The following is a 21006-nucleotide window of genomic DNA, read 5'->3' as shown; positions in this document are numbered from 1 at the left end:
TTGTCTCCCCTATCCACACTATGAATATATGAACAAGAAATAGTGAATATGCAGACTAGCTTGACAAGCGTTCAATAATTACTTGAGCAATCGCATAGTGCGCACTGTGGGAAATAGATACGTGTATGGACGCGTCCAGTGGTTGTTTTGTAACAATGTGGGGCTTTCCTCTTTCATCATTCACGATTTCGATATCTTGGAAGCTGAAATCTTTTCCTATTCCTGTTCCAAGAGCTTTCGAATATGCTTCCTTCACAGCAAATCTCCCTGCTAAAAATTCGACCTTACGTCGGCTTGATAGCTTTTCATAGCGTTCTTTTTCATTTTTTGTTAAAATCCGAGTAACAAAAGCACTTTGACGCTGCACCATTTTTTCAATCCGCTCTAACTCTGTAATATCAATTCCAGTTCCTATAATCATTTTCATTTAATCCTCTCTTACAGAATAGTATATAAAAATGCCTTTATAAAAAGGAGTGACAAATATGTTCGTACGCACAGAAAATGCAGCTGAATTTAAACGTTTTTACCCTGTTACCTTCACGCTTATCTGCATTCACATTGCGCTATGGTTACTTGCCGCTCTTCCCTCAAACCTTGCAGAATCTTTTATACATCAGCTTATCGGTGTGAATAGCTTAATTTCTCAAGGAGACTACTGGCGACTTTTCACACCTATCTTTTTGCATCTAAGCTTTTCACACCTTCTTTTTAACTCATTTTCATTGTTCTTGTTAGGGCCAGGTGCTGAGCGTATTCTTTCTTCTTATAAGTTTCTTCTATTCTACCTTACGTGTGGATTTCTTGGAAATATCGTTACATTTCTAACCCAATCTTCTTTCTACAGCCATGTGGGTGCATCCGGTGCCATTTTCGGGCTGCTCGGGTTTTACCTCTACCTTGTAATAAAACAAAAACATATGCTTTCTCAAAGTAACCAGCAAATCATTATCGTCTTCTTAATTATTGGATTACTTTCAGGTCTGCTAACGCCAGGAACCAACAACACAGCTCATTTCGTTGGAGGTATTGCTGGATTTCTTCTCGCTTTTCTCGCGTTCAAACAGAAAAACAAGCCACAGATATGAGGCCTGCTTTAAGATTTAATATAAAAAGTGGATGAGTTAATAAATTCCACATCTTCATAAGACTTCAAGTCTCTTACTAACTGAAAGAGCGCTTCATCTTTTTTCTTAGCTTCAATCATGCAATCAATTTGCGGTATCGTTCCATTTACTTCTTTTAAAAAGCTGTAAAACCCATGAACATCGATATAATCTGCATGGGCTCTAAATTCTTTATCACTTTTAGGACTAGATATATGCATTTTTAGAGGAAGCGTTTCCTGTTCCCACGTTCTAGTGATACGGTCCCAATGCTCTTGCCATGAAGTTTCATCGTTGTTTGCCTGATGATGATGAAGATCAAAAATGATTGGGACATTTAGTTTTTCACATAAATACAAGACGTCCTTTATATGAAAGGTTGTATCGTCGTTTTCTAACATAATCATTTGCTGAAGGGATTGAGGTACAAGCCCCCAATTATGAATAAACTGCTCCAATGCTTTTTCTTTATCATTATAAGCCCCTCCGACATGTAAAACACAGCGATTTTGAAGCGGAATATCCATTCCTTTTAGCAACTTTTGATGCATGCGAAGAGTTTGGATAGAATGCTTAAAAACCTCTTTATCCGTTGAGTTTAAAACAACAAAATGATCCGGGTGAAAATCTACTCGCATTGGATGTTCCTTCAAAAATACAGAAATACGCTGAAGAGCATCCTTTAAAGGAGCTATGTAGTTCCACTCTTTTAGCGCCTCATGGTTAGCTAATGGAATTAACTTAGAACTGAATCGAAAAAACTCAATTTCACTCCACGCATTATGTTTTAATAAACGTAAGCAGTTTTCTAAGTTGGATATTGCAATACGTTCGAGCTTGCGAATGGCCGCTTCATGGTCTTTCACACGCTGAAATTGTGCAAAAGTCATTGTTTGAGAAGGAGAACTATTTTCCAAATGAACGCTCATCGCCACATAACCTAACCGAACAATGGTCGACATCAGTGAACACCCCATTTTATTTTACTCATAGTGTGCACCAATAAAATAGCAATTAACACATAAAAAAAACGAGCCTGTTAAGGCTCGTTTTTATTTTACGCTTTGCTGCGAGAATCTTTACGATTACTGCTGCTATTACGATTTCTATTATCACTGCCGTTGCTTCCACCGCGACGCTTGTCACCAAAACGTTTTGAGTTTCCACGACGATTTTGTTGTGAGTAGTTTTTAGAGTTAGAACGTGAACGACCTCCGCCATTTCCACGTTTGTTTTTATCACCTTTTGCAATTACCGGTGGTTCAGCAGTTAATTGAATTGGTGATTCGTTTGGTTCTTTTGTAAATAATTTGATCGCTGCTGCCACTAATGAAACTGAATCGTGCTCTTCAAGTAACTCTTCTGCCAACTGTTTGTAGTAAGATAAGTTGCCTTGTGTCACAGATTCTGTTAATTTGTCAGCTGCAATACGCTGTTGACCTTCCATTGCTTCATCAAGCGTTGGAGGAGTAAGACGCTCCATTTTACGTTTTGTTGTACGCTCAATATTGTGTAACTGTCCAGTTTCTCTTGGCGTTACAAATGTCATAGCAGCACCCATTTTACCAGCACGTCCTGTACGTCCGATACGGTGTACATAGCTCTCTGGATCTTGAGGGATATCAAAGTTGTATACATGAGTAACACCAGAAATATCAAGTCCGCGTGCAGCTACGTCCGTTGCAACTAATACATCAATAGAACCTTCTTTAAATTGACGTAGTACAGATAGACGTTTCGATTGCGTCAAGTCACCATGGATACCTTGTGCAGAATAACCACGCATATTTAATGCTTCTGATAACTCATCAACACGGCGCTTTGTACGACCAAAGATGATAGCTAATTCAGGTGATTGCATATCTAAAAGACGAGTAAGGATATCAAATTTACGCTTTTCTTGTACTTCTAAATAATACTGCGTAATGTTTGGCATCGTTACTTCTTTTGCTTGTACTTTTACCACTTTTGGTTCGTTCATGAATTTTTCAGCAATGCGACGGATTGGAGTAGGCATTGTTGCTGAGAATAAAAGTGTTTGGTGGTTCTCAGGTACGTTTGATAAGATTTTTTCAATGTCTTCGATGAATCCCATGTTTAACATTTCATCTGCTTCATCTAAAATAACTGTATGAACATCTTGTAGACGAAGTGTACGACGATTAATATGATCTAGCATACGCCCTGGTGTCCCTACGATGATATGAGGGTGCTTTTTCAATGCACGAATTTGACGACTGATATCTTGACCACCGTAAATTGATAGCACGCGTACGCGCTTTGTTTGACCAATTTTGTAAAGTTCTTCAGATACCTGTACAGCAAGTTCACGAGTAGGAGCAATAATTAACCCTTGAATTGCATCTACGTTTACATCAACTTTTTCAATAAGAGGAATACCAAATGCCGCTGTTTTCCCTGTTCCTGTTTGTGCTTGTCCGATCAAATCGTGACCTTCTAGTGCTAATGGGATAGTTTCTGATTGAATTGGTGTTGCTTCTTCAAAACCCATTTTACTCACAGCTTTATTAAGCTGTTGACTTAATCCTAAATCTTGAAATAATGCCAAGTTTTTCAAACTCCTTTTATATTTAGACTATCTATATTTTACAAAAAAAAGCATTCTCCGAGGAAACGGAAAATGCTCTAAACGACTACTTCAATAAATTCAACGTTTAGAGTATAAGCGCCTCAAGACACTCAGACTACATCATAACACTATGGCTTTCCGTTTGCAATAGAGCTTACTTATACTCTTTTTAATATCACGGTAATTTATGCATCATTTTTGAGATAACTTCCTCAAGCTTCATCCCTCGAGATGCTTTCACTAAAACCACATCTTCTCTTGTTGTAATCGCTGTTAATTTTTTAACAAGCTCATCTTTCTCCTCAAAGTGCATTACCTTATCTTCTGCAAAATTATTTTTTGCTCCTTGCTCAATTTCAACAGATAAGGGGCCGTATGTTAGAACATAATCAATTTTTTCTGCTTGAATAAACTCTCCCACTTCTTTGTGGAACTCTTTTTCCTGATCGCCTAATTCAAGCATATCCCCGAGAACAAGAATTTTTTGCTTATAGCCTTCTAAATCATGCATCAACGTGATAGCAGCTTTAACGGACGTTGGGCTTGCGTTATATGCGTCATTAATGAAGGTCAGGCCATCCGTTCGTTTCACGAGCTCCATACGCATATTGGTTAGCTTTAATTCTTTTAACCCCTTAGCGATTGTTTCATTGTCTAGTCCAAAATAATGACCTACCGCAATAGCAGAAAGCGCATTGTGAACATTATGTTTACCTAATACCGGGATAAAGAATGGATATGTTGTTTCACGTGAAACAGTGAATGTTGTGCCTAACTCTTCAGCTGAAATAGCACTTGGATACAAATCGTTTTGTTCTGAGCTGCCAAATGTCACCGTTTCAAATACTGGATTAACAACGCGCGACGTTAAAAGTGGCTCATCACCATTATAGACAAGCTGACCTGTTGGCGCTAAGCCGCTTGTAATTTCTAATTTTGCCTCCGCAATTCCATCACGGCTTCCTAAGTCTTGAAGGTGCGATTCTCCGATATTTGTAATAATGGCTACATCAGGCTCCGCTAAATTAGAAAGAAACTCAATTTCCCCTCGGCTGCTCATGCCCATTTCTAAAACTGCAATATCATGAGTTTCATCTAAACGCAAAATAGTAAGCGGCATACCAATATGATTATTAAAGTTTCCATCTGTTTTCAGAACGCGGTAAGTTGTATCGAGCACAGCTTTTACCATGTCTTTTGCTGTTGTTTTTCCGTTACTTCCTGTAATGCCCACTACTTTAATATCTAACTCGTGACGATAGGATTTCGCTAATTGCTGAAGAGCTTCTAGCGTATCATCGACTAAAATAACACTAATGTCTGTCGGTGGATTTTCTTCATCTTTGTTCCACAGTGTAGCGACCGCTCCGTTTTCAATTGCTTTATGAACAAATGCATGCCCGTTAAAACGTTCCCCTTTAATTGGGATATATAAATTACCTTGCTGAATGGTTCTCGTATCAATTGAGACTCCCTCAATTACAGCTGTTTCATTTCCGCTATGAAATACACTTCCTGGAATCATTGTAGCTAGCTGTGTAAGCGTACGTTTAATCATTGTTGGTTTGCTCCTCTCGATATAAAGTTAACTATGGATAACATTAATTGAAACTAAACACAGAAACACTATTCATGATGAATAGTGTTGTGTGAGTTACATTGTGTGTTTAATTTGCTGCTTTTCGGTATGACGTTCAATTGCTAGTGATACAAGTTTTTCGATTAAATCTGGATATTCAACACCTGCGTGTTTCCACAATAACGGGAACATACTGAAAGGTGTAAAACCAGGCATCGTATTCACTTCATTAATAATGAATTTACCTTCTGATGTTAAGAAGAAATCTGCACGTACAAGACCAGATCCATCAATTGCTTTAAATGCTTTGATTGCTAGTGCTGACATTTCTTGATGCTGTTCTTCTGTAATTTCAGCTGGAATAATAAGGCCTGTATCGCCGTCTTCATATTTGGCTTTGTAATCGTAAAACGCTTTTTTAGGTAAGATTTCTCCAACTACTGAACAAGCTGCTTCATCATTACCTAACACACCAATTTCAACTTCACGACCAACTGCTGCTGCTTCTACAATGATTTTCCGATCGAATAAGAAAGCTTCAACAAATGCCGCTTCTAACTCTTCACGGTTATCACATTTGCTAATCCCAACGCTTGAACCTAAGTTTGCTGGTTTAACAAAGCAAGGGTATCCAAGTGTTTCTACTTTTTCATAAGCAACCGTTCGATCTGCTTCCCACTCGCGGCGGATAAATGATACGTACTCTACTTGAGGGAGACCTGCCTGTGCAAACAGCTGCTTCATTACAACTTTATCCATACCAGCTGCTGAAGCTAATACACCGTTTCCAACATAAGGAATATTCAATAATTCTAATAATCCTTGTACCGTACCATCTTCTCCATTTGGACCATGAAGAAGTGGGAAAATAACATCTAGCTGATCATCTGTTTTTGAATCTGTTAATGCAAACATTTCCGTATTCAATGAAACTGGTGAAATAGCAGTTCCGTTATCTTGAATTTCTAATTGAGCAACTGTTTCAAGCGGACCAGTCAGCTGTGTGCCGCGAATCCACTTTCCTGTTTCTGTAATGTAAATTGGATGCACTTCATATTTATCGTGATTAATTGCTTTTGAAACTGCTAGAGCTGTTTGTAAAGATACTTTATGTTCAGCGGATTTTCCTCCGTATAAAAGGCCAAGCTTAATTTTCACTGATGTTCCTCCTAACACATATTCATCTTTTCTATTTTATCATGCACGTTTAGATAGTAAACAGAAATATTAACTATTATTACGTATGTCAAAATAGCTAGGCTTGTGAAAGAAATTCCAGCTTCTCCTTTCATTATTTAAAATGACCTTTTCACTTGGATCATTTATTTTCGAAAAAACTTTTTTGATTTTAAATCTTTTTTAAAATTTTATTTGTAAAGTTTATTTATGCTAAAGATCACCATCAATAATCGAAACTATAGTTCTGGTATAAAGCAGGAGGTTCAACAAACATGAGTAAAATGGGAAAAACGATGATTGCTGCATGCAGCGTAGCCATTGGAAGTATTTATGCAACTGGTTATATAAACACTCTATCTGATGCACAAGCTGTTCAAGTCACCCCGGCTCATCATCAGAAGAAAACGACGGATCAAACAGACAATCAAACGATTGTCAATGACAGCTGGGGAGAAGATATAGCTTCTTCTAATCGGAACCATTCATCAGCGAGTGCCGAAAGTTCTTCTCCTAAAACAAAATACAAAGATGGAACGTATTCTGGCCAAGGAAGCAACCGTATCGGAACTGTCTACGTATCCGTGACCATTAAAAACGACCGAATTGATACAGTTGAAATTACAGAAGCAGATACTCACTATTCTCAAAGTTACATTGAGGGCCTTCCGGCTCAAGTCGTACAAAGACAAAGCTCAGATGTCGACGTCGTGAGCGGAGCAACGCTTAGTACAGAAGATTTTCAAAATGCCGTGGACGACGCACTTCAGCAAGCAATCAATGCATAAAGGAGAAACGAATGATGTCCATAAAAACATATAGCCGCTCCGTATTATGTATGGGAACAACCGTCTCCATTCAAGTAATTGCTCCCCAATCAGAAGAAGCAAATGTCCTTCACCATATCTCAAAGGCATTTACTATTTTTAAAACCGTTGAAACGACATGCAGTCGATTTGATGCCAAAAGCGAAGTTATGAAACTAATTAGACATGTCAAAGAGCCTGTTTCTGTTAGTCATCTATTATTTGAAGCCCTTCATTTCGCTGTCTTAGTAGCAAATGAAACGCATGGAATCTTTGACCCAACGGTAGGAAAGCAATTAGAAAACCGCGGTTTTAATGAACATTACTTATATGGAAAACTCGTACAAGTGAACGAAGCAGTCGATTCTGGAAGTTATAAAGACATCGTATTGGATACACATAAAAAAACGGTTTGTTTACAAAAACCGATGATTATAGATCTTGGAGCGGTCGCCAAAGGGTTGGCGATTGATTTAGCTGCCCGCTCCCTTCCTTATCAGCATTTTATGATTAATGCAGGAGGAGACATCCTAGTTAAAGGACGCAATCAACACGGAGAGTTGTGGAAAGTTGGGATTCAGCACCCTGTGATTCAAACGCAGTCACTACTGACTTTACGTGTAACAGATACGGCTGTCTGCACATCAGGAAATTATGCTAGAAAAAATAAGATACATCCATCAACGCATCATTTGGTTAATCCCTTATCTCCATCCACTCGAAGCAGTCTGTTGAGTTGCACAGCTATTGCTCCTTCTGCCATGCTGGCCGATGCATTATCTACGTCAGCTTTTATTTTAGGAGCGGAAAAAGGAGTAAATTTATTGAATGATGCCGACATACGCGGCGTGCTCTTCGACTCTAGATTCACTCCTTTTTTCACATCAGATATGGAGGAATTAATAAATTATGACCACACGTTCTGAACGAAGAAGCGGTGTTAAATATATCAGTACACCAAAAGGTTATATTACTGTAGATGAAAACAAACCAAAAGAAATAAGTCTTTGGGTGCAGCTAGTTAAAACCCCTAAAAGATATGTAATCGCTATGCTTCTGCTTTTAACTTTATTAGGTGAATTCAACTCTTCTGCCTTTCAAGGATTAGGACACCTACTGCTTGCCGTATGCTCGGCGGCTGCCTTAGATTTAGGATTTTCTTTTGCTTATAAAAAGAAAATTCAGCTTCCTGACGGCGGAATTATTACTGGATTAATTATTGCCTTAGTACTCAGCACCTCTACACCTGCTTGGGTCACATTTTGCACTGTAGCTGTTGCGATTTTATCGAAGCACTTCGTAAAAGTAAAAAAGAAGCCTGTTTTTAACCCTGCCGCTTTTGGTCTTCTTTTTTCACTTATTGTCTTTTCAAGCGGCCAAAGCTGGTGGGGAAGCTTATCTTTACTACCCGTATGGCTCATTGTATTCGTATTTGTGACGGGGTACCTTGTGACGAGCAAGGTAAATAAATTCCCTCAAGTATTTGCGTTTTTGGGCGTGTATTTTGCTATTTTTACGATTATGTCATTAATAGGAGTGGGCGATGTAGCGGATGCTTTACGAGCTCCTTTTGTCAATTCCGCTTTATTTTTAGCCTTCTTCATGGTGACGGATCCGCCAACTTCTCCTGCCAAGTATAAAGACCAAATAAAATTTGGACTGCTTGCGGGGGCGATTAGCGCTGTAGATTACTTAGTTTTTGGCGGCCTTGCCTATTTATTAATTGGCCTGTTAATCGCTAATGCATGGAAAGCGTGGAAAACTGCCAACAAAAAAGTGATAAAAAAAGCTGCCTGATGATAGGCAGCTTTTTTTTATAGCGGAATTCTCACATGAAATTCCGTACCCACGTTTTTTTGGCTAAAAACCTTAATTTCTCCGTCATGAGCTTGTACAATCCATTTGGCAATCGCGAGACCTAAACCTGATCCTCCTTCGGCACGTGCTCGGCTCTTATCACTTCGATAAAAGCGATCAAACACATATGGAAGATCTTTTGCTTCAATTCCAACGCCTGTGTCTCTAACGATTAACGTCATAGAGTGATGATGTTTCTTTAGACTGATGTGAATGCTTTCTCCAGAGGGCGTGTATTTAAAAGCGTTATCTAATAAAATCATACATAGCTGATGAAGTCGTTCTTGATCTCCTCCGCACATTAACGATTCAATTTCCCTTGTGAAGTGCAGCTCCTTTAGTTCAAATATGGGCTCAAATTGATTAGCTACTTTATCAACCAGCTCGCTCATATTAAAGACCGTTTTGTTTAGCAGCTGCGCACTTGAATCAGATCTAGCCAGTGTTAGTAAGTTACCCACCAGCTTCGTCATCCGCTTCACTTCGTTTAAGCTTTGATAAATATTTTCGCTTTCTTGCTCGATCGTATGATTTGGTCGTCTAAACAATAGCTCGAGATGCGTTTGCATCACGGAAAGAGGCGTTCTTAACTCATGGGAAGCATCTGCAATAAATTCGACCTGTTTGTTCCACGACTTTTGTATAGGTACAAGCGCTCGATTAGCTAAAAACAAGCCAGCTACAAGCGAAAGAAGCAGTCCAATAAACGCTGAAATGATAAGAAGAAAAGCAAGGTGCTCTAAGGTTTGAGTTTCTGGATCTACGTTTAAGACAAGTTGAATCGTTGAAACGTCTTGGTCTTTTATATACCCTTCGTTTTTCACATTCATCACTCGATAAGCATGACCGTTTACCTCTTGTGAAGTTTGGGCTTTTCCTTCTGAAAGCGCAGGCTTAAAGTCGTCAATATCGTTTGTATATAACCCTTTTTTAGGTGTGATTTTGATTAGTTTTTTATCACTGCTCCAAAGTAAAAACGCAACCCGTCTTTCTGTTTCTCTCTCATTGTTTTCCTGGATCTCATGTAAGTTTCTTTTTTTTACTTGCTCGCTCATCTCACTTAACCGATTGTCTGGGTTTAAAAAAATAACATGCTGCATATAAACATATAAAACTAAACTAAAAATGCTCAAAATAACCATCAGCACGATTGTGTTAAATAACACCAGCCTGATTCTCGTCTTTTTAAACATGCTCTTCGCCTTTCAACATAAAGCCTACGCCTCTTACTGTACGTACATAACCGTCACAATTAAAAGGCTGAAGCTTCTTTCTTAAATGGTGAACATAGACATCTACTACACCCACTCCTACGTCAGATGTAAATCCCCATACGCGATTAAAAATTTGATCTCGAATAAGGATTTGTTCTTTATTTCGAATAAAGTATTCCAAAAGCTGAAATTCTTTAATCGTTAACGTTAAGGCACTACCATTTATCATAACTTCATGATTGGCTTCTCGTATAGAAATGGGACCATATGAAATCATGCCTTCTTCTGCCTGGAAGTCTCTGAGCATCACCCTTAACCTCGCAAAAAGTTCAGCCATGGCAAAAGGCTTAACCAAATAATCATCAGCTCCATAATCAAGTCCTTTCACTCGATCTTCTACACTATCTTTTGCAGTAAGAAAAATAACTTTCGTCAGCACCTTTTGTTTTCTTAGCTTTTTTAGTATGTCAAGCCCTGTCATACCCGGCAGCATAATATCTAAAATCAAGGCATCATAAATATTCTGCTCTGCTAAAAACAAACCTTCATCTCCTTCAGACGCACAATCAACTTCATATCCTTCTTCTTTTAAGCCTTCTACGATACCGTGTAATAAGGAAGCATCATCTTCTACCACAAGTACACGCATATCAAATTCCCCCTTTTGTGAGTACCTAAGTAAGCATTATCTTAGCATGTCACTTTTAAAAATATTTTAAAACTAGCGTGTTATCATCTCTTATACTTTATAAAAAAAGTTATGCCTGCAAGCAGACATAACTTTTAACTAAACGCTATTTATGATCAGGACGTCGGTAAATGAACACCGCTTCTTTTGGCAGTTTACCAAACAAAAAGCTAGCAAACGGTAAAAGACGATGACATCCCCAAATGATGAGGTAACAGCCCGCTAATGTTAGAATATAGCGTGCCAAGATTTCAACGTGAAACATGTAGTTGCCTTGTATTGGTACTGCTTTTGCCACAAAGTTTAAAACCATCGGGTGAATCAAGTAAAAGCCAAACGAGTACATGGCAATATTTTTAACAACCGTCACGGACTTCGCAGAAAGCTTTTCAGCTAATATCTCTGCAATTCGGAAGAAGAAATAACTTCCAGCAACCAAATAAAGCGTATTAACAGCCTCATACGTAAAGCCTGAAATTTGGATTGTCTTCATTGTGTACAAGTGATAATTTAACAGTGAAATAGCTATTCCCGCTCCGAGCGTCACCAGAAATAATACAATATTCGAACGACTGTACTTTTTATCCACTTGCTCGCGATAATAAATGCCAATCCAACCGCCGAGTAAAAACGTCGCCATTGTATTTAAAAATAAATTAAATGAAGTGATATGATACGTATTGTTAAGCATTAAATAACCAAGCTGAATGATAATGCCAAACAGCCACATGTATTTTTTAAAAATGGTTACTTTTTGTGCTAGCCATACAAAAACCGGCAGCACGAGATAAACTTGTACAATTAAAAAGATAAAATGAAGCTGATAGTAGGACTCTCCGCGTAAAATACGTTTCACAATATCAGCTGCATTTAATTCTGTTGCTCCTACATAGTACGAATAAAATTCATAAATAAGTGCCCAAATAATATAGGGAACCAAAATATATGTCACTCTTCGAGCATAATACGTTTTCCATAAAGTCTTTGTTAAAGGCTTGTTAATATAACTATAAAAGAAAACCAAACCTGTGATCACAATAAAGATTCCTGCTTCAATTCGAACAATTCGGTTAAGAAAATGATATTTCTGATAAGCTTCGCTTGCAAATGGCAGTACCGTTGCATATGCTGCTGTTACATGTACGAGCACAACCATCATCATAGCGAATAATCGTAAAAAATAAATGGATTGAATATGCTGCTTTTGTTTTTGCTTCACTTTTTCTCTCCTATATAATGTGAAATATAACTTCTAGATGAATAATAGAACATTCAATTTTTTCTTATCTTTCCCGTTTTACAAATAAAAAAGCTAATAACACAAAATAAATGTTATTAGCTTTACTCGTTTGTATTTTATCTTTCCTCTTGCTATCACGCAACTGAATTTACAAAAACAATAAAGAACTTAAGTACAAATACCTAATTAAGTTCCTTTTATTTACGGTGCATTTTAAATTCTAAAAATAATTCATTGTAATAAGCAAGCATTCGTTTGCCTAAGTTATTATATACTTCAAGCTTTTTTGTTAGTTCTTCCTCTGGATAAAAACGTTCATCTTCCGCTACTTCTTTCGGCAAATAATCTAACGCTTTTTTATTAGGGGTAGAATACCCTACATATTCCGCGTTTTGAGCAGCATGTTTAGGATCTAACATAAAGTTCATGAATTTATGTGCGCCTTCTACGTTTTTAGCCGTTTTTGGAATAACCATGTTATCAAACCATAAATTCGAACCTTCTTCTGGAACAACGTAATTCAGCTTATCGTTTTCACTCATAATCTCAGAAGCATCGCCTGACCAAACAACGCCAATTGCCGCTTCTTCATTTGCTAGGAGCATCTTAATCTCGTCTCCTACAATAGCTTTGACATTTGGTGTTAATGTATCAAGCTTTCTTTTTGCTTCTTGAAGATGGGCTTTATTCGTATCATTTAATGAATAATTTAAGCTGTTTAGTCCCATTCCCATCACTTCTCTAGCGCCATCTGCAAGTAAAATTTGATTTTTCAGCTTAGGATCCCATAAATCATTCCAGCTTTTTATCTTCTTGCCATGAATCATATCAGAGTTATACACAATACCAACAGTTCCCCAAAAATAAGGAATAGAGTACTTATTGCCAGGATCAAAGGATAAGTCTAAAAAACGCGGATTAATGTATTTTAAATTAGGCAGCTTCGAATGATCAATTGGCAATAGTAAATTTTCTTCACGCATCTTGCTAATCGCGTACTCAGAAGGCACAGCAATATCAAATGTCGTACCGCCTTGTTCAATTTTGGTCATCATTGCTTCATTCGAATCAAAGGTCTGATAAATGACTTTAATTCCGGTTTCTTTCTCAAACTGATTCACTAAATCAGGATCAATATAATCTCCCCAATTATAGACGGTCAGCGTATCTCCTCCAGAGTATCCTTCGGCATTGTTCAAATGATGAACCACATACATAAGAACGAAAGAAAGGATGACGATGAAGATAAACGGCTTTGCTAATTGCTTCATTTTCCAGTCGCCACCCCTTTCACTTTATTGCTATATCGCTGACTGATAAAGTAATAACCAATCACAATCAGCACGGTAAACATGAAAATAAGAGTAGAAAGAGCATTGATTTTCAGCGAGACCCCTCTTCTTGCTAACGAATAAATTTCTACTGAAAGCGTAGAAAAACCGTTCCCGGTCACAAAGAACGTAACCGCAAAGTCATCCAAAGAGTAAGTTAAAGCCATAAAAAAGCCTGCAAAGATACCCGGACGAATAAATGGCAATACCACTTTCGAAAGTACTTCAAAGCGGCTTGCGCCCAAATCACGGGCTGCATCGAGCAGTGTCGGACTCATTTCCTGCAGCTTAGGCAGAACCATGATGACCACGATCGGTACACTGAATGCAATATGCGCTAATAATACCGATATAAATCCGAGCTTTACACCGATAATGGTAAATAGAATTAAAAAAGATGCGCCAATAATAACATCTGGACTCACAATTAACACATTATTAAATGTTAACAGCGTATTTTGAACACGTCTGCGCTTCACGTATACGATAGCAAGTGCCCCTATCACGCCAATAATAGTTGAAATAACCGAAGACAGTAGAGCAATAATAAGAGTATTCAAGACAATAATAAGCAAACGCGTGTCTTGAAACACTTCTTTGTACCAATCTAACGTAAACCCTTCAAATTCACGCATGTTTCCTCCGCTGTTAAAAGAGTAATACATTAAATAAAAAATGGGCGCGTATAAAATGAAAAATACAAAAAATAAATAAAGGTGGCTGAACTTCCACTTTCTCTTCATTTTACACACCTCTCTTTCCAGTGCCTGTTATGAGCATCATAACGGCCATCGCAATAATTAAAAAGACGGCTATTGTGGCGCCCATGCCCCAATCCTGCGTCACTAAAAAATGTTGTTCAATCGCTGTTCCCAGTGTAATGACGCGGTTTCCAGCAATTAAACGCGTAATCATAAAGAGGGATAGTGCTGGAATAAAAACAGCCTGACAACCTGATTTAACCCCTTCTAGCGTTAGCGGAAATACTACGCGCTTAAATGTCACCCATGAAGATGCCCCCAAGTCTCGCGAAGCGTAGATAAGCGAGGGATTAAGTTCTTCTAAAGAGTTAAAGATCGGCAAAATCATAAAGGGGATAAAAATATACACCGATACAAATACAAAACTAAAGTCAGTAAATAAAATTTGATGAGTACCAAGTCCTAGAAATTCAGTAAACTTATTAACCGCACCATACGTGCCAAATATACCTAAAAAAGCATAAGCTTTTAATAATAGGTTAATCCACGTCGGTAAAATAATCAGTAGAAGCCAAAGCTGCTTGTGCTTAAGCTTCGTTAGTAAATAAGCTGTAGGATAAGAAAAAACCAAGGAAAATAACGTAATTAAAAAGGCATACCAAAATGAACTCAGCGTCATCTGTAAATAAACTGGGGTGAAAAATTTCTTATAGTTTTCAAGCGTCAGCTCATTATCGATGTTGAAAAAAGAATAATAGACAACTAATACAATGGGAGCAACTACAAAAAGCAAAATCCATAACACGTACGGGACTAAGTAAATATTTCTTGATTTAGTTTGCATCTTAATCCTCTTCATAACCTTCGAGTCGCTTATCGAATTCTTCTTCCGTTTCATTAAATCGCATAACATGAATAGCTTCAGGTTCAAAATATAAACCAATTTCTTCGCCAACCGTTGCCTTTTTCGTAGAGTGAACGAGCCACTCATTCCCTGCATGGTCATAGCCTAAAATTTCATAATGGACTCCTCTGAACAGCTGTGAATCTACACGAACCTGCAGCTTTCCTTGATCGGAGCTTGTAATGGCTAAATCTTCAGGGCGAATCACAATTTCAACCTGCTCATTTTGGTTTAATCCTTGATCGACACATTCAAATTGCTGGTCGCCAAACTCCACTAAAAAGTCAGCAATCATTTTACCTGGTACAATATTTGATTCACCAATAAAATCGGCAACAAAACGATTAATTGGCTCATCATAAATATCTGTGGGTTCCCCGCTCTGCTGAATTCTTCCTTTATTCAAAACAAAGATTTCATCGGACATCGCAAGCGCTTCTTCTTGATCGTGCGTAACAAAAATGAACGTAATACCTAGACGACGCTGTAATTCTCTTAACTCGTATTGCATTTCTGTACGCAATTTTAGATCAAGAGCTGAAAGCGGCTCGTCCAGCAAAATGACTTCGGGCTGGTTTACAATTGCTCGTGCAATTGCTACACGCTGTCTTTGGCCGCCCGACATTTCCTTTATTTCTCTGTTTTCATATCCTTCTAAGTTAACAAAACGAAGGGCTTCTTTAACTTTTATTGCAATATCAGCATTTTTCATCTTCTTGATTCGAAGACCAAATGCTACATTTTCAAATACATTCAAATGGGGGAAAAGCGCGTAGTCTTGAAAAACCGTATTAACCTGTCGTTTGTTAGCCGGGACATCATTAATTCTTTTCCCATTAAAATAAATCGTTCCGCTTGAGGCTTCCGTAAAGCCTGCAATTAATCGTAAAATCGTTGTCTTTCCACATCCCGATGGACCTAAGAGGGTATAAAATTTCCCTTTTTCAATTTCAAAGCTTACATGATCCAATACAACTGAATCATTATCATATTGCTTGGTCACATTTTCAAATTGAATAATTGCATTCGTAGATGTCATTTCACTTCACCTCTTTTGTTCTATAAATAAGACTCTGTCGCCACGATAATTAACTCTGTTATTCCGTCATGAGCATTTAAAATCTGATGTTCTTCAGAAGCTTGAAAATAGATGGTTTCTCCTTGTTTGGCTTCATATATTCTGCCTCCAAGCTTTACCTTCACACACCCGCGCAAAATGTAGCCAAACGTTTCTGAAAGGGAAGGCTCAAATCTCTTAAATGCACCCTTTTCATGAAGAATAAGACGAATCGGCTCCATTTCTTTTTCATTTGATTCATGGACAAGCCACTGAATATGGTAACCTTTTTGATCTTCGCAATAACTCGTGTAGTCTTCCTCTCTGTATACAACCTTTTGAACATGCGTATCAATTTCGAAGAATTCTTTCGGTTCGCATCCTAGCACTTCCAAAATACTAAAAAATGTTTCTAAAGACGGTGAACTTAAATCGCGCTCTAGCTGGGAAATATAGCCTTTACTTAAATCAGTACGTTCTCCTAGCTCTTCTTGTGTTAAACCTTTTTTTAATCGTAAATTTTTAATTTTCTTTCCTATTTCCATACTCTCGATCCTCAACTGTATTTAAAATTAGCAAACAGCATGAATGATTGTTCATGCTGTTCCAAACTCAAGTTTTGTTTTACTTAACTTAAAGTTTACTTTTAACCTTAAAATATTATACATGAATTATTTTTTAGTACAACCTTAAACACTTAAAAAATAAAAACTCCTTTTATATTAAAAGGAGTTTTTATTTTTATTTATACAACTTATGCGTTTCGTACTGTTTCCCGGATAATGTATCAAACTCAACTTCATGGTAATCTTGAAGGTCTTTTGCAGCTTTTTTAGATAGTGCCGCCGGATCATCGACTAGCTTTCCTTTCGAATCTATATACATATTTGAACGAAAAGCCGGCACTTCTGTTTTCATTTGATTCAACTGATCGTAGAACAGATTACTTTTGTAACCAAGAGATTGAGCAAGCGTCGGAGCAATATAAATAGGACTCATCGTACCGAGATTTTTATCTATTTTCGTATCGTAATTAGATAAAAATAAGAGCGGCGTTTCATAAAATTTTTGAGATGTTTGCTGCGTTTTCTCGTTTCCAAAACCCGTTTCTTTGTAAGCTTGAAGGTTTTGGCCAAGCGCCGGCAAATGATCTCCCCAAAATACTACAATGGTCGGCTCGTCCAGCTTTTGAATTTCATCGTTCAATCGTTTTAAAGCAGCATCTGAACGTTTAATTCCTTCAGCATAAATTCCAATTTCCTTTTGCATTTCCGGTGATAACCCTTTACCGGTTACTTTAATGGTTTCCTGACCATTATACTTATCCGCCGAATAAGGAAGATGATTTGCAATCGTTACAGCATGCACAAATGCAGGCTTTTTCGACTGACGAAGCGTATCGAGTACTTCATCAACTACCGCTTCATCGGAAACAAACTCTTTGTTATCTTTTTGCGTATGCTTCATTTCATCAATAAACTTCACTTGATCAAATCCCAAGTTTGGATATACATTTTGTCTCATATAAAGCATGCCGCTGTTTGGATGCATAGCTGTTGTAGCATAGCCTTGCTTTTCTAAATAAGAAACAAAAGACGGATATTCTTTTTTACTCAATACATGCTGATAAGGAAGGCCTCCAGGGTTAAAGAAAGACAAAGAGTAGCTCGTCAGCGCTTCGAACTCCACATTAGCTGTTTCCCCGCCAAACGAAGGACTTAAAGACCATCCGGAAGGATATTTCTTTTGAAGTTCTCTTGTATTTTTCATTGGATCTTCAGAGAACGTCACGTTAAGCTTTGTTGGGTCCCAAAATGTTTCATTCATCACAAACACAACGTTTGGTTTGACTTCAGTCTTGCTTTCTTGTGTTTTCTCTTCCTTTGACTGAATGCGCTTTGCCACTTTTGCCATAGCTTCTTCTGAGTAGTCATCCGGCTCTTGCAGCACATCTGTTTTAACATTTGAAATCATGCCAATAACAGGTCCATTATAGTAATAATTATTTTGCTGATTCCAAGGCATCAGCGCAGCATATTGATCATAATATTTTTGAGCAAACGAGTGTTCAAAGAATAAAAATGATTTCATTAAAAAGATGAGCGGCAGAATCATAATAATTCGAAGAAACCATCGAATTTTAATTTTCGGCAAGAAAAACCAAAGAGTAATCAGTACGATAATAGATCCAATAACTCCTATTACAATAGGAATTGAAATCGAATCTTTAATCATCGGAATAACTTCTTTTAACTGACTGGCCTGAATAAAATCGTTTGGGAACAATGGTTCATTTCGAAAGATTTTTTTGTAATAGTTTACGAGAGCTAAAATAAAATACAGAACAAAGGTAATCCCAGCCCCTAAATAAGCTTCCCCTACTAGCATAATGATCGCTAGTGTTAACAGCGAAAGCAAAAATACCGTAAAGAGATAGCGTTGAGGGTACGCCTGCATCCACTCTATTGTTTTGCCTGGGTTATGTATATCAATATGATAGACAACAAAAACCATGGCAGAAACAGCTGCTACTGTAATTGAAAACACAATTGCCGTAAAAATGGCATACCACTGCGAAGCTTGTATTCTCTCTATCTGATTAAACCGAAGTAGCAAATAGAAAGTGAGCGCCCATAAAACAAGGGAGCATCCCCCTATTAATACTACGAACCCAGCTGTATGGATTTGGGCCCAGTCAAACAATATCTTTGTGTCATTTGATACATTAAACATAACAACACTGTATAAAAAAACGCTAAGCAGCCCATACGCTGCCAGCATTGGCAAAGAACGATACAAATGTTTAAACATAACCTTAACCCTCCTATTTACAATATCTTAACACTTTTAATATAATTTTAACATTCCTATCTCTCTCGCTTTCACGCCTAATTTTCCCATGATCATACCACTAACATTTCCCGAGAAATTTCACACGAAAAAAGCCCGCTTTTCTTATGAAAAGACGGGCCTCTTAGCCGTTTTATACGTATGTAAAAATTGCTGTTATGAACGTTCTTTCAACGCTTCTGCTTTTAACAGATCGCGAATTTCTGTTAAGATCTCTTCTTCTTTTGACAGAACAGCCACTTCTTCCTCTACTTTCTCTTCTTCTTTTCTCTTAAAACGATTAAAGAAACGAATAAATAAGAAAATCGAGAATGCGACAATTAAGAAATCAACAATTGTTTGAATAAAAGATCCATATAATACCGTAGCATCTCCAACCGTGAAGGATAAATCTTTAAAGTCTATCCCTGCTAACAACAAACCAATCAGCGGCATAATAATATCATTTACAAGAGACGTTACAATTTTTCCAAATGCCGCTCCAATAATAACACCGACAGCTAAATCCAATACATTTCCACGCAAAGCAAACTCTTTAAATTCTTTAAGCATCTGTTTCTTCCACCTCCTGCCCTTCATTTCAAACTTTCATGATAATACATCCTAAATTAAACATACAAGGTGCATTTTCACTTTTCTCTTTTTCATGAGATATGTACCAGACCTTTAGTTGTATTTCTGCCCAGATTTTTACTTTATATTCGCTTATAAATAAAATGCACTTTCAGTTTTCATTCAGGAAAGATTCATATTCAGTCCATTTTCCTTTTATACACTAATAGCATGTAATTCACCAAATATGTAAATGAACAATAGAGGAGATGGCTAGAACGTGAGAAAAATTATACTGCGAGCAGCTGCTTTATGCCTCGTAGCTATTATCAGCATTTCTTATACAGCAAGTGCGGCGAATGCAAGTGAAAACGCAGCAAGTGGAGATTTAATTATTATTAATAAAAAAACAAATCAGCTTGCTTATTTTCATAATGGAAAGTTAGAAAAGACGTATTCAGTAGCTACGGGAAAAACATGGAGCGATACGCCGGTAGGCTTTTTCAAGATTGTTAACAAAATTAAAAATCGTCCTTACTATACAGGGCATATTGCAGGAGGCGCTTCTAATAATCATCTTGGCTCTCGCTGGCTAGGGCTTAATGCAAACGGAACAACCGGCGACACATACGCTATTCATGGGAATAACTCAGAAGATAGCATCGGCAAATATGTAAGCCACGGCTGCGTACGAATGCATAATGCGGATTTCGAAGAATTATTCAATAAAGTGGCAGTAGGAACATCTGTAACTATTACGTATTCATCAAAAACCTTTGAAGAGCTGGCAAAAGTATAAGGCTACGGACAGCTATGAAAAAATAAAAGCTTATCCAAGAAATCTGGATAAGCTTTTATTCTTCTCTATTCCCATACATGAGCTCCGTACTGTGTGAATATAGCTCAATAATATTCCCAAACGGATCTTCACAATAAACCAAGTAATAAGGTTTTCCTGGTCTTGTATTCCATACTTGGCTTCGCTTTTTACCGCCTGATTGTTCGATTTTATCCGCTAACTTTTCCACGTCATCGGCTATTAAGCACATGTGAAAATAACTTTGATACTGCTCATCGCTGTCTTTTAATACAAGAGGCATTTGCGGCTTATTAAATTCAAACAGTTCAATGCCTACCTGGTTGTCAGCTGTCATGTGAGCATTTTTCATTTTTTTGATATGAGACCCCAGTAAATCTTGAGTCATATTTTCAGCTTTTTCTTCCTCCGCATTAAACATATAAGGACCGGCAATTAGCTTAAAACCTAAAACTTTTCCATACCACTGCACGGCTTCTTCTACATCAGGTACAGCTAATCCAACGTGCGTAATAGCTACCATTTTATCACCCTCCTA

21 protein-coding genes are annotated in these 21006 nt (G+C 37.6%); 5 read left to right on the top strand and 16 right to left on the bottom strand.

All coding sequences use genetic code 11. The annotated features are described in order from the left end of the window. Positions 1-55 precede the first annotated feature (55 nt). Positions 56-421, bottom strand: a complete 366-nt coding sequence (acpS, locus tag AC1DEF_RS26825) for a holo-ACP synthase (RefSeq protein ID WP_043977839.1) — start codon at positions 419-421, stop codon at positions 56-58. Between the two features lie 64 nt (positions 422-485). Between acpS and AC1DEF_RS26820 the strand changes: the two genes are divergently transcribed. Next, complete coding sequence (locus AC1DEF_RS26820) at positions 486-1088, top strand: rhomboid family intramembrane serine protease (protein WP_097825545.1); 603 nt, start codon at positions 486-488, stop codon at positions 1086-1088. Positions 1089-1096: 8 nt separating this feature from the next. On the opposite strand, the gene uvsE is transcribed toward AC1DEF_RS26820, so the two are convergent. From uvsE to AC1DEF_RS26800, 4 genes are all read right to left on the bottom strand, one after another. Next, the gene (gene uvsE, locus AC1DEF_RS26815) at positions 1097-2068 is read right to left on the bottom strand and encodes a UV DNA damage repair endonuclease UvsE (RefSeq protein WP_035336061.1); all 972 of its coding nucleotides are present in this window, start codon (positions 2066-2068) and stop codon (positions 1097-1099) included. A gap of 95 nt (positions 2069-2163) precedes the next feature. Continuing rightward, complete coding sequence (cshA, locus tag AC1DEF_RS26810) at positions 2164-3675, bottom strand: degradosome RNA helicase CshA (protein WP_016762753.1); 1512 nt, start codon at positions 3673-3675, stop codon at positions 2164-2166. Between the two features lie 196 nt (positions 3676-3871). After that, positions 3872-5254 carry a UDP-N-acetylmuramoyl-tripeptide--D-alanyl-D-alanine ligase gene (locus AC1DEF_RS26805; RefSeq protein ID WP_043977817.1) on the bottom strand — a complete coding sequence of 461 codons (1383 nt, stop codon included), beginning with the start codon at positions 5252-5254 and terminating at the stop codon, positions 3872-3874. A gap of 96 nt (positions 5255-5350) precedes the next feature. Next, positions 5351-6433 (bottom strand): D-alanine--D-alanine ligase, encoded by a 1083-nt coding sequence (locus AC1DEF_RS26800; RefSeq protein WP_097825546.1) that lies wholly within the window; start codon positions 6431-6433, stop codon positions 5351-5353. Between the two features lie 293 nt (positions 6434-6726). Between AC1DEF_RS26800 and AC1DEF_RS26795 the strand changes: the two genes are divergently transcribed. The 3 genes from AC1DEF_RS26795 to AC1DEF_RS26785 are packed head-to-tail and all read left to right on the top strand — an operon-like array spanning position 6727 to position 9054. Continuing rightward, positions 6727-7239: an FMN-binding protein gene (locus tag AC1DEF_RS26795; protein WP_097825547.1), complete on the top strand. Its 513-nt coding sequence runs from the start codon at positions 6727-6729 to the stop codon at positions 7237-7239. A gap of 11 nt (positions 7240-7250) precedes the next feature. Continuing rightward, positions 7251-8183: an FAD:protein FMN transferase gene (locus AC1DEF_RS26790; protein ID WP_097825548.1), complete on the top strand. Its 933-nt coding sequence runs from the start codon at positions 7251-7253 to the stop codon at positions 8181-8183. Continuing rightward, on the top strand, positions 8167-9054 hold the full coding sequence (locus AC1DEF_RS26785; RefSeq protein ID WP_097825549.1) for an RnfABCDGE type electron transport complex subunit D: 888 nt from the start codon (positions 8167-8169) through the stop codon (positions 9052-9054). Before AC1DEF_RS26790 ends, AC1DEF_RS26785 begins: the two co-directional genes overlap by 17 nt. Positions 9055-9071: 17 nt before the next feature. On the opposite strand, the gene AC1DEF_RS26780 is transcribed toward AC1DEF_RS26785, so the two are convergent. The 10 genes from AC1DEF_RS26780 to mscL all read right to left on the bottom strand — a co-directional run bounded on the left by AC1DEF_RS26780 (position 9072) and on the right by mscL (position 19651). Further along, positions 9072-10307, bottom strand: a complete 1236-nt coding sequence (locus AC1DEF_RS26780) for a sensor histidine kinase (RefSeq protein WP_318331542.1) — start codon at positions 10305-10307, stop codon at positions 9072-9074. After that, a complete protein-coding gene (locus tag AC1DEF_RS26775) occupies positions 10300-10977 on the bottom strand; it encodes a response regulator transcription factor (protein ID WP_097825551.1) in 678 nt (225 codons plus the stop codon). Before AC1DEF_RS26775 ends, AC1DEF_RS26780 begins: the two co-directional genes overlap by 8 nt. Positions 10978-11122: 145 nt before the next feature. Beyond that, entirely contained in the window at positions 11123-12235 is a 1113-nt protein-coding gene (locus tag AC1DEF_RS26770) for an acyltransferase (RefSeq protein WP_097825552.1), read from the bottom strand. A gap of 218 nt (positions 12236-12453) precedes the next feature. Beyond that, positions 12454-13527, bottom strand: coding sequence for an ABC transporter substrate-binding protein (locus AC1DEF_RS26765; RefSeq protein WP_042992389.1), 1074 nt, complete (start codon positions 13525-13527; stop codon positions 12454-12456). Continuing rightward, the gene (locus tag AC1DEF_RS26760) at positions 13524-14330 is read right to left on the bottom strand and encodes an ABC transporter permease (RefSeq protein ID WP_013054988.1); all 807 of its coding nucleotides are present in this window, start codon (positions 14328-14330) and stop codon (positions 13524-13526) included. Before AC1DEF_RS26760 ends, AC1DEF_RS26765 begins: the two co-directional genes overlap by 4 nt. Position 14331: 1 nt before the next feature. Next, positions 14332-15132: an ABC transporter permease gene (locus AC1DEF_RS26755; protein ID WP_097825553.1), complete on the bottom strand. Its 801-nt coding sequence runs from the start codon at positions 15130-15132 to the stop codon at positions 14332-14334. Between the two features lies 1 nt (position 15133). After that, complete coding sequence (locus AC1DEF_RS26750) at positions 15134-16231, bottom strand: ABC transporter ATP-binding protein (protein ID WP_097825554.1); 1098 nt, start codon at positions 16229-16231, stop codon at positions 15134-15136. Positions 16232-16251: 20 nt separating this feature from the next. Beyond that, positions 16252-16794, bottom strand: coding sequence for a helix-turn-helix domain-containing protein (locus AC1DEF_RS26745; protein ID WP_097825555.1), 543 nt, complete (start codon positions 16792-16794; stop codon positions 16252-16254). Between the two features lie 196 nt (positions 16795-16990). Then, positions 16991-19060 (bottom strand): LTA synthase family protein, encoded by a 2070-nt coding sequence (locus AC1DEF_RS26740; RefSeq protein WP_097825556.1) that lies wholly within the window; start codon positions 19058-19060, stop codon positions 16991-16993. A gap of 195 nt (positions 19061-19255) precedes the next feature. Beyond that, positions 19256-19651, bottom strand: coding sequence for a large conductance mechanosensitive channel protein MscL (gene mscL / locus AC1DEF_RS26735; RefSeq protein ID WP_043977792.1), 396 nt, complete (start codon positions 19649-19651; stop codon positions 19256-19258). 280 nt (positions 19652-19931) lie between these two features. On the opposite strand from mscL, the gene AC1DEF_RS26730 reads away from it, so the two are divergent. After that, positions 19932-20450 (top strand): L,D-transpeptidase, encoded by a 519-nt coding sequence (locus tag AC1DEF_RS26730; RefSeq protein WP_097825557.1) that lies wholly within the window; start codon positions 19932-19934, stop codon positions 20448-20450. Positions 20451-20505: 55 nt separating this feature from the next. On the opposite strand, the gene AC1DEF_RS26725 is transcribed toward AC1DEF_RS26730, so the two are convergent. Next, complete coding sequence (locus AC1DEF_RS26725) at positions 20506-20991, bottom strand: VOC family protein (protein ID WP_075422356.1); 486 nt, start codon at positions 20989-20991, stop codon at positions 20506-20508. Between the last annotated feature and the right edge of the window lie 15 nt (positions 20992-21006).

The sequence above is a fragment of the Priestia sp. 10L35 genome, assembly GCF_056395685.1.
Note: the sequence above shows the minus strand (reverse complement) of the source record. Positions and strands in the feature narration are given on the sequence as shown.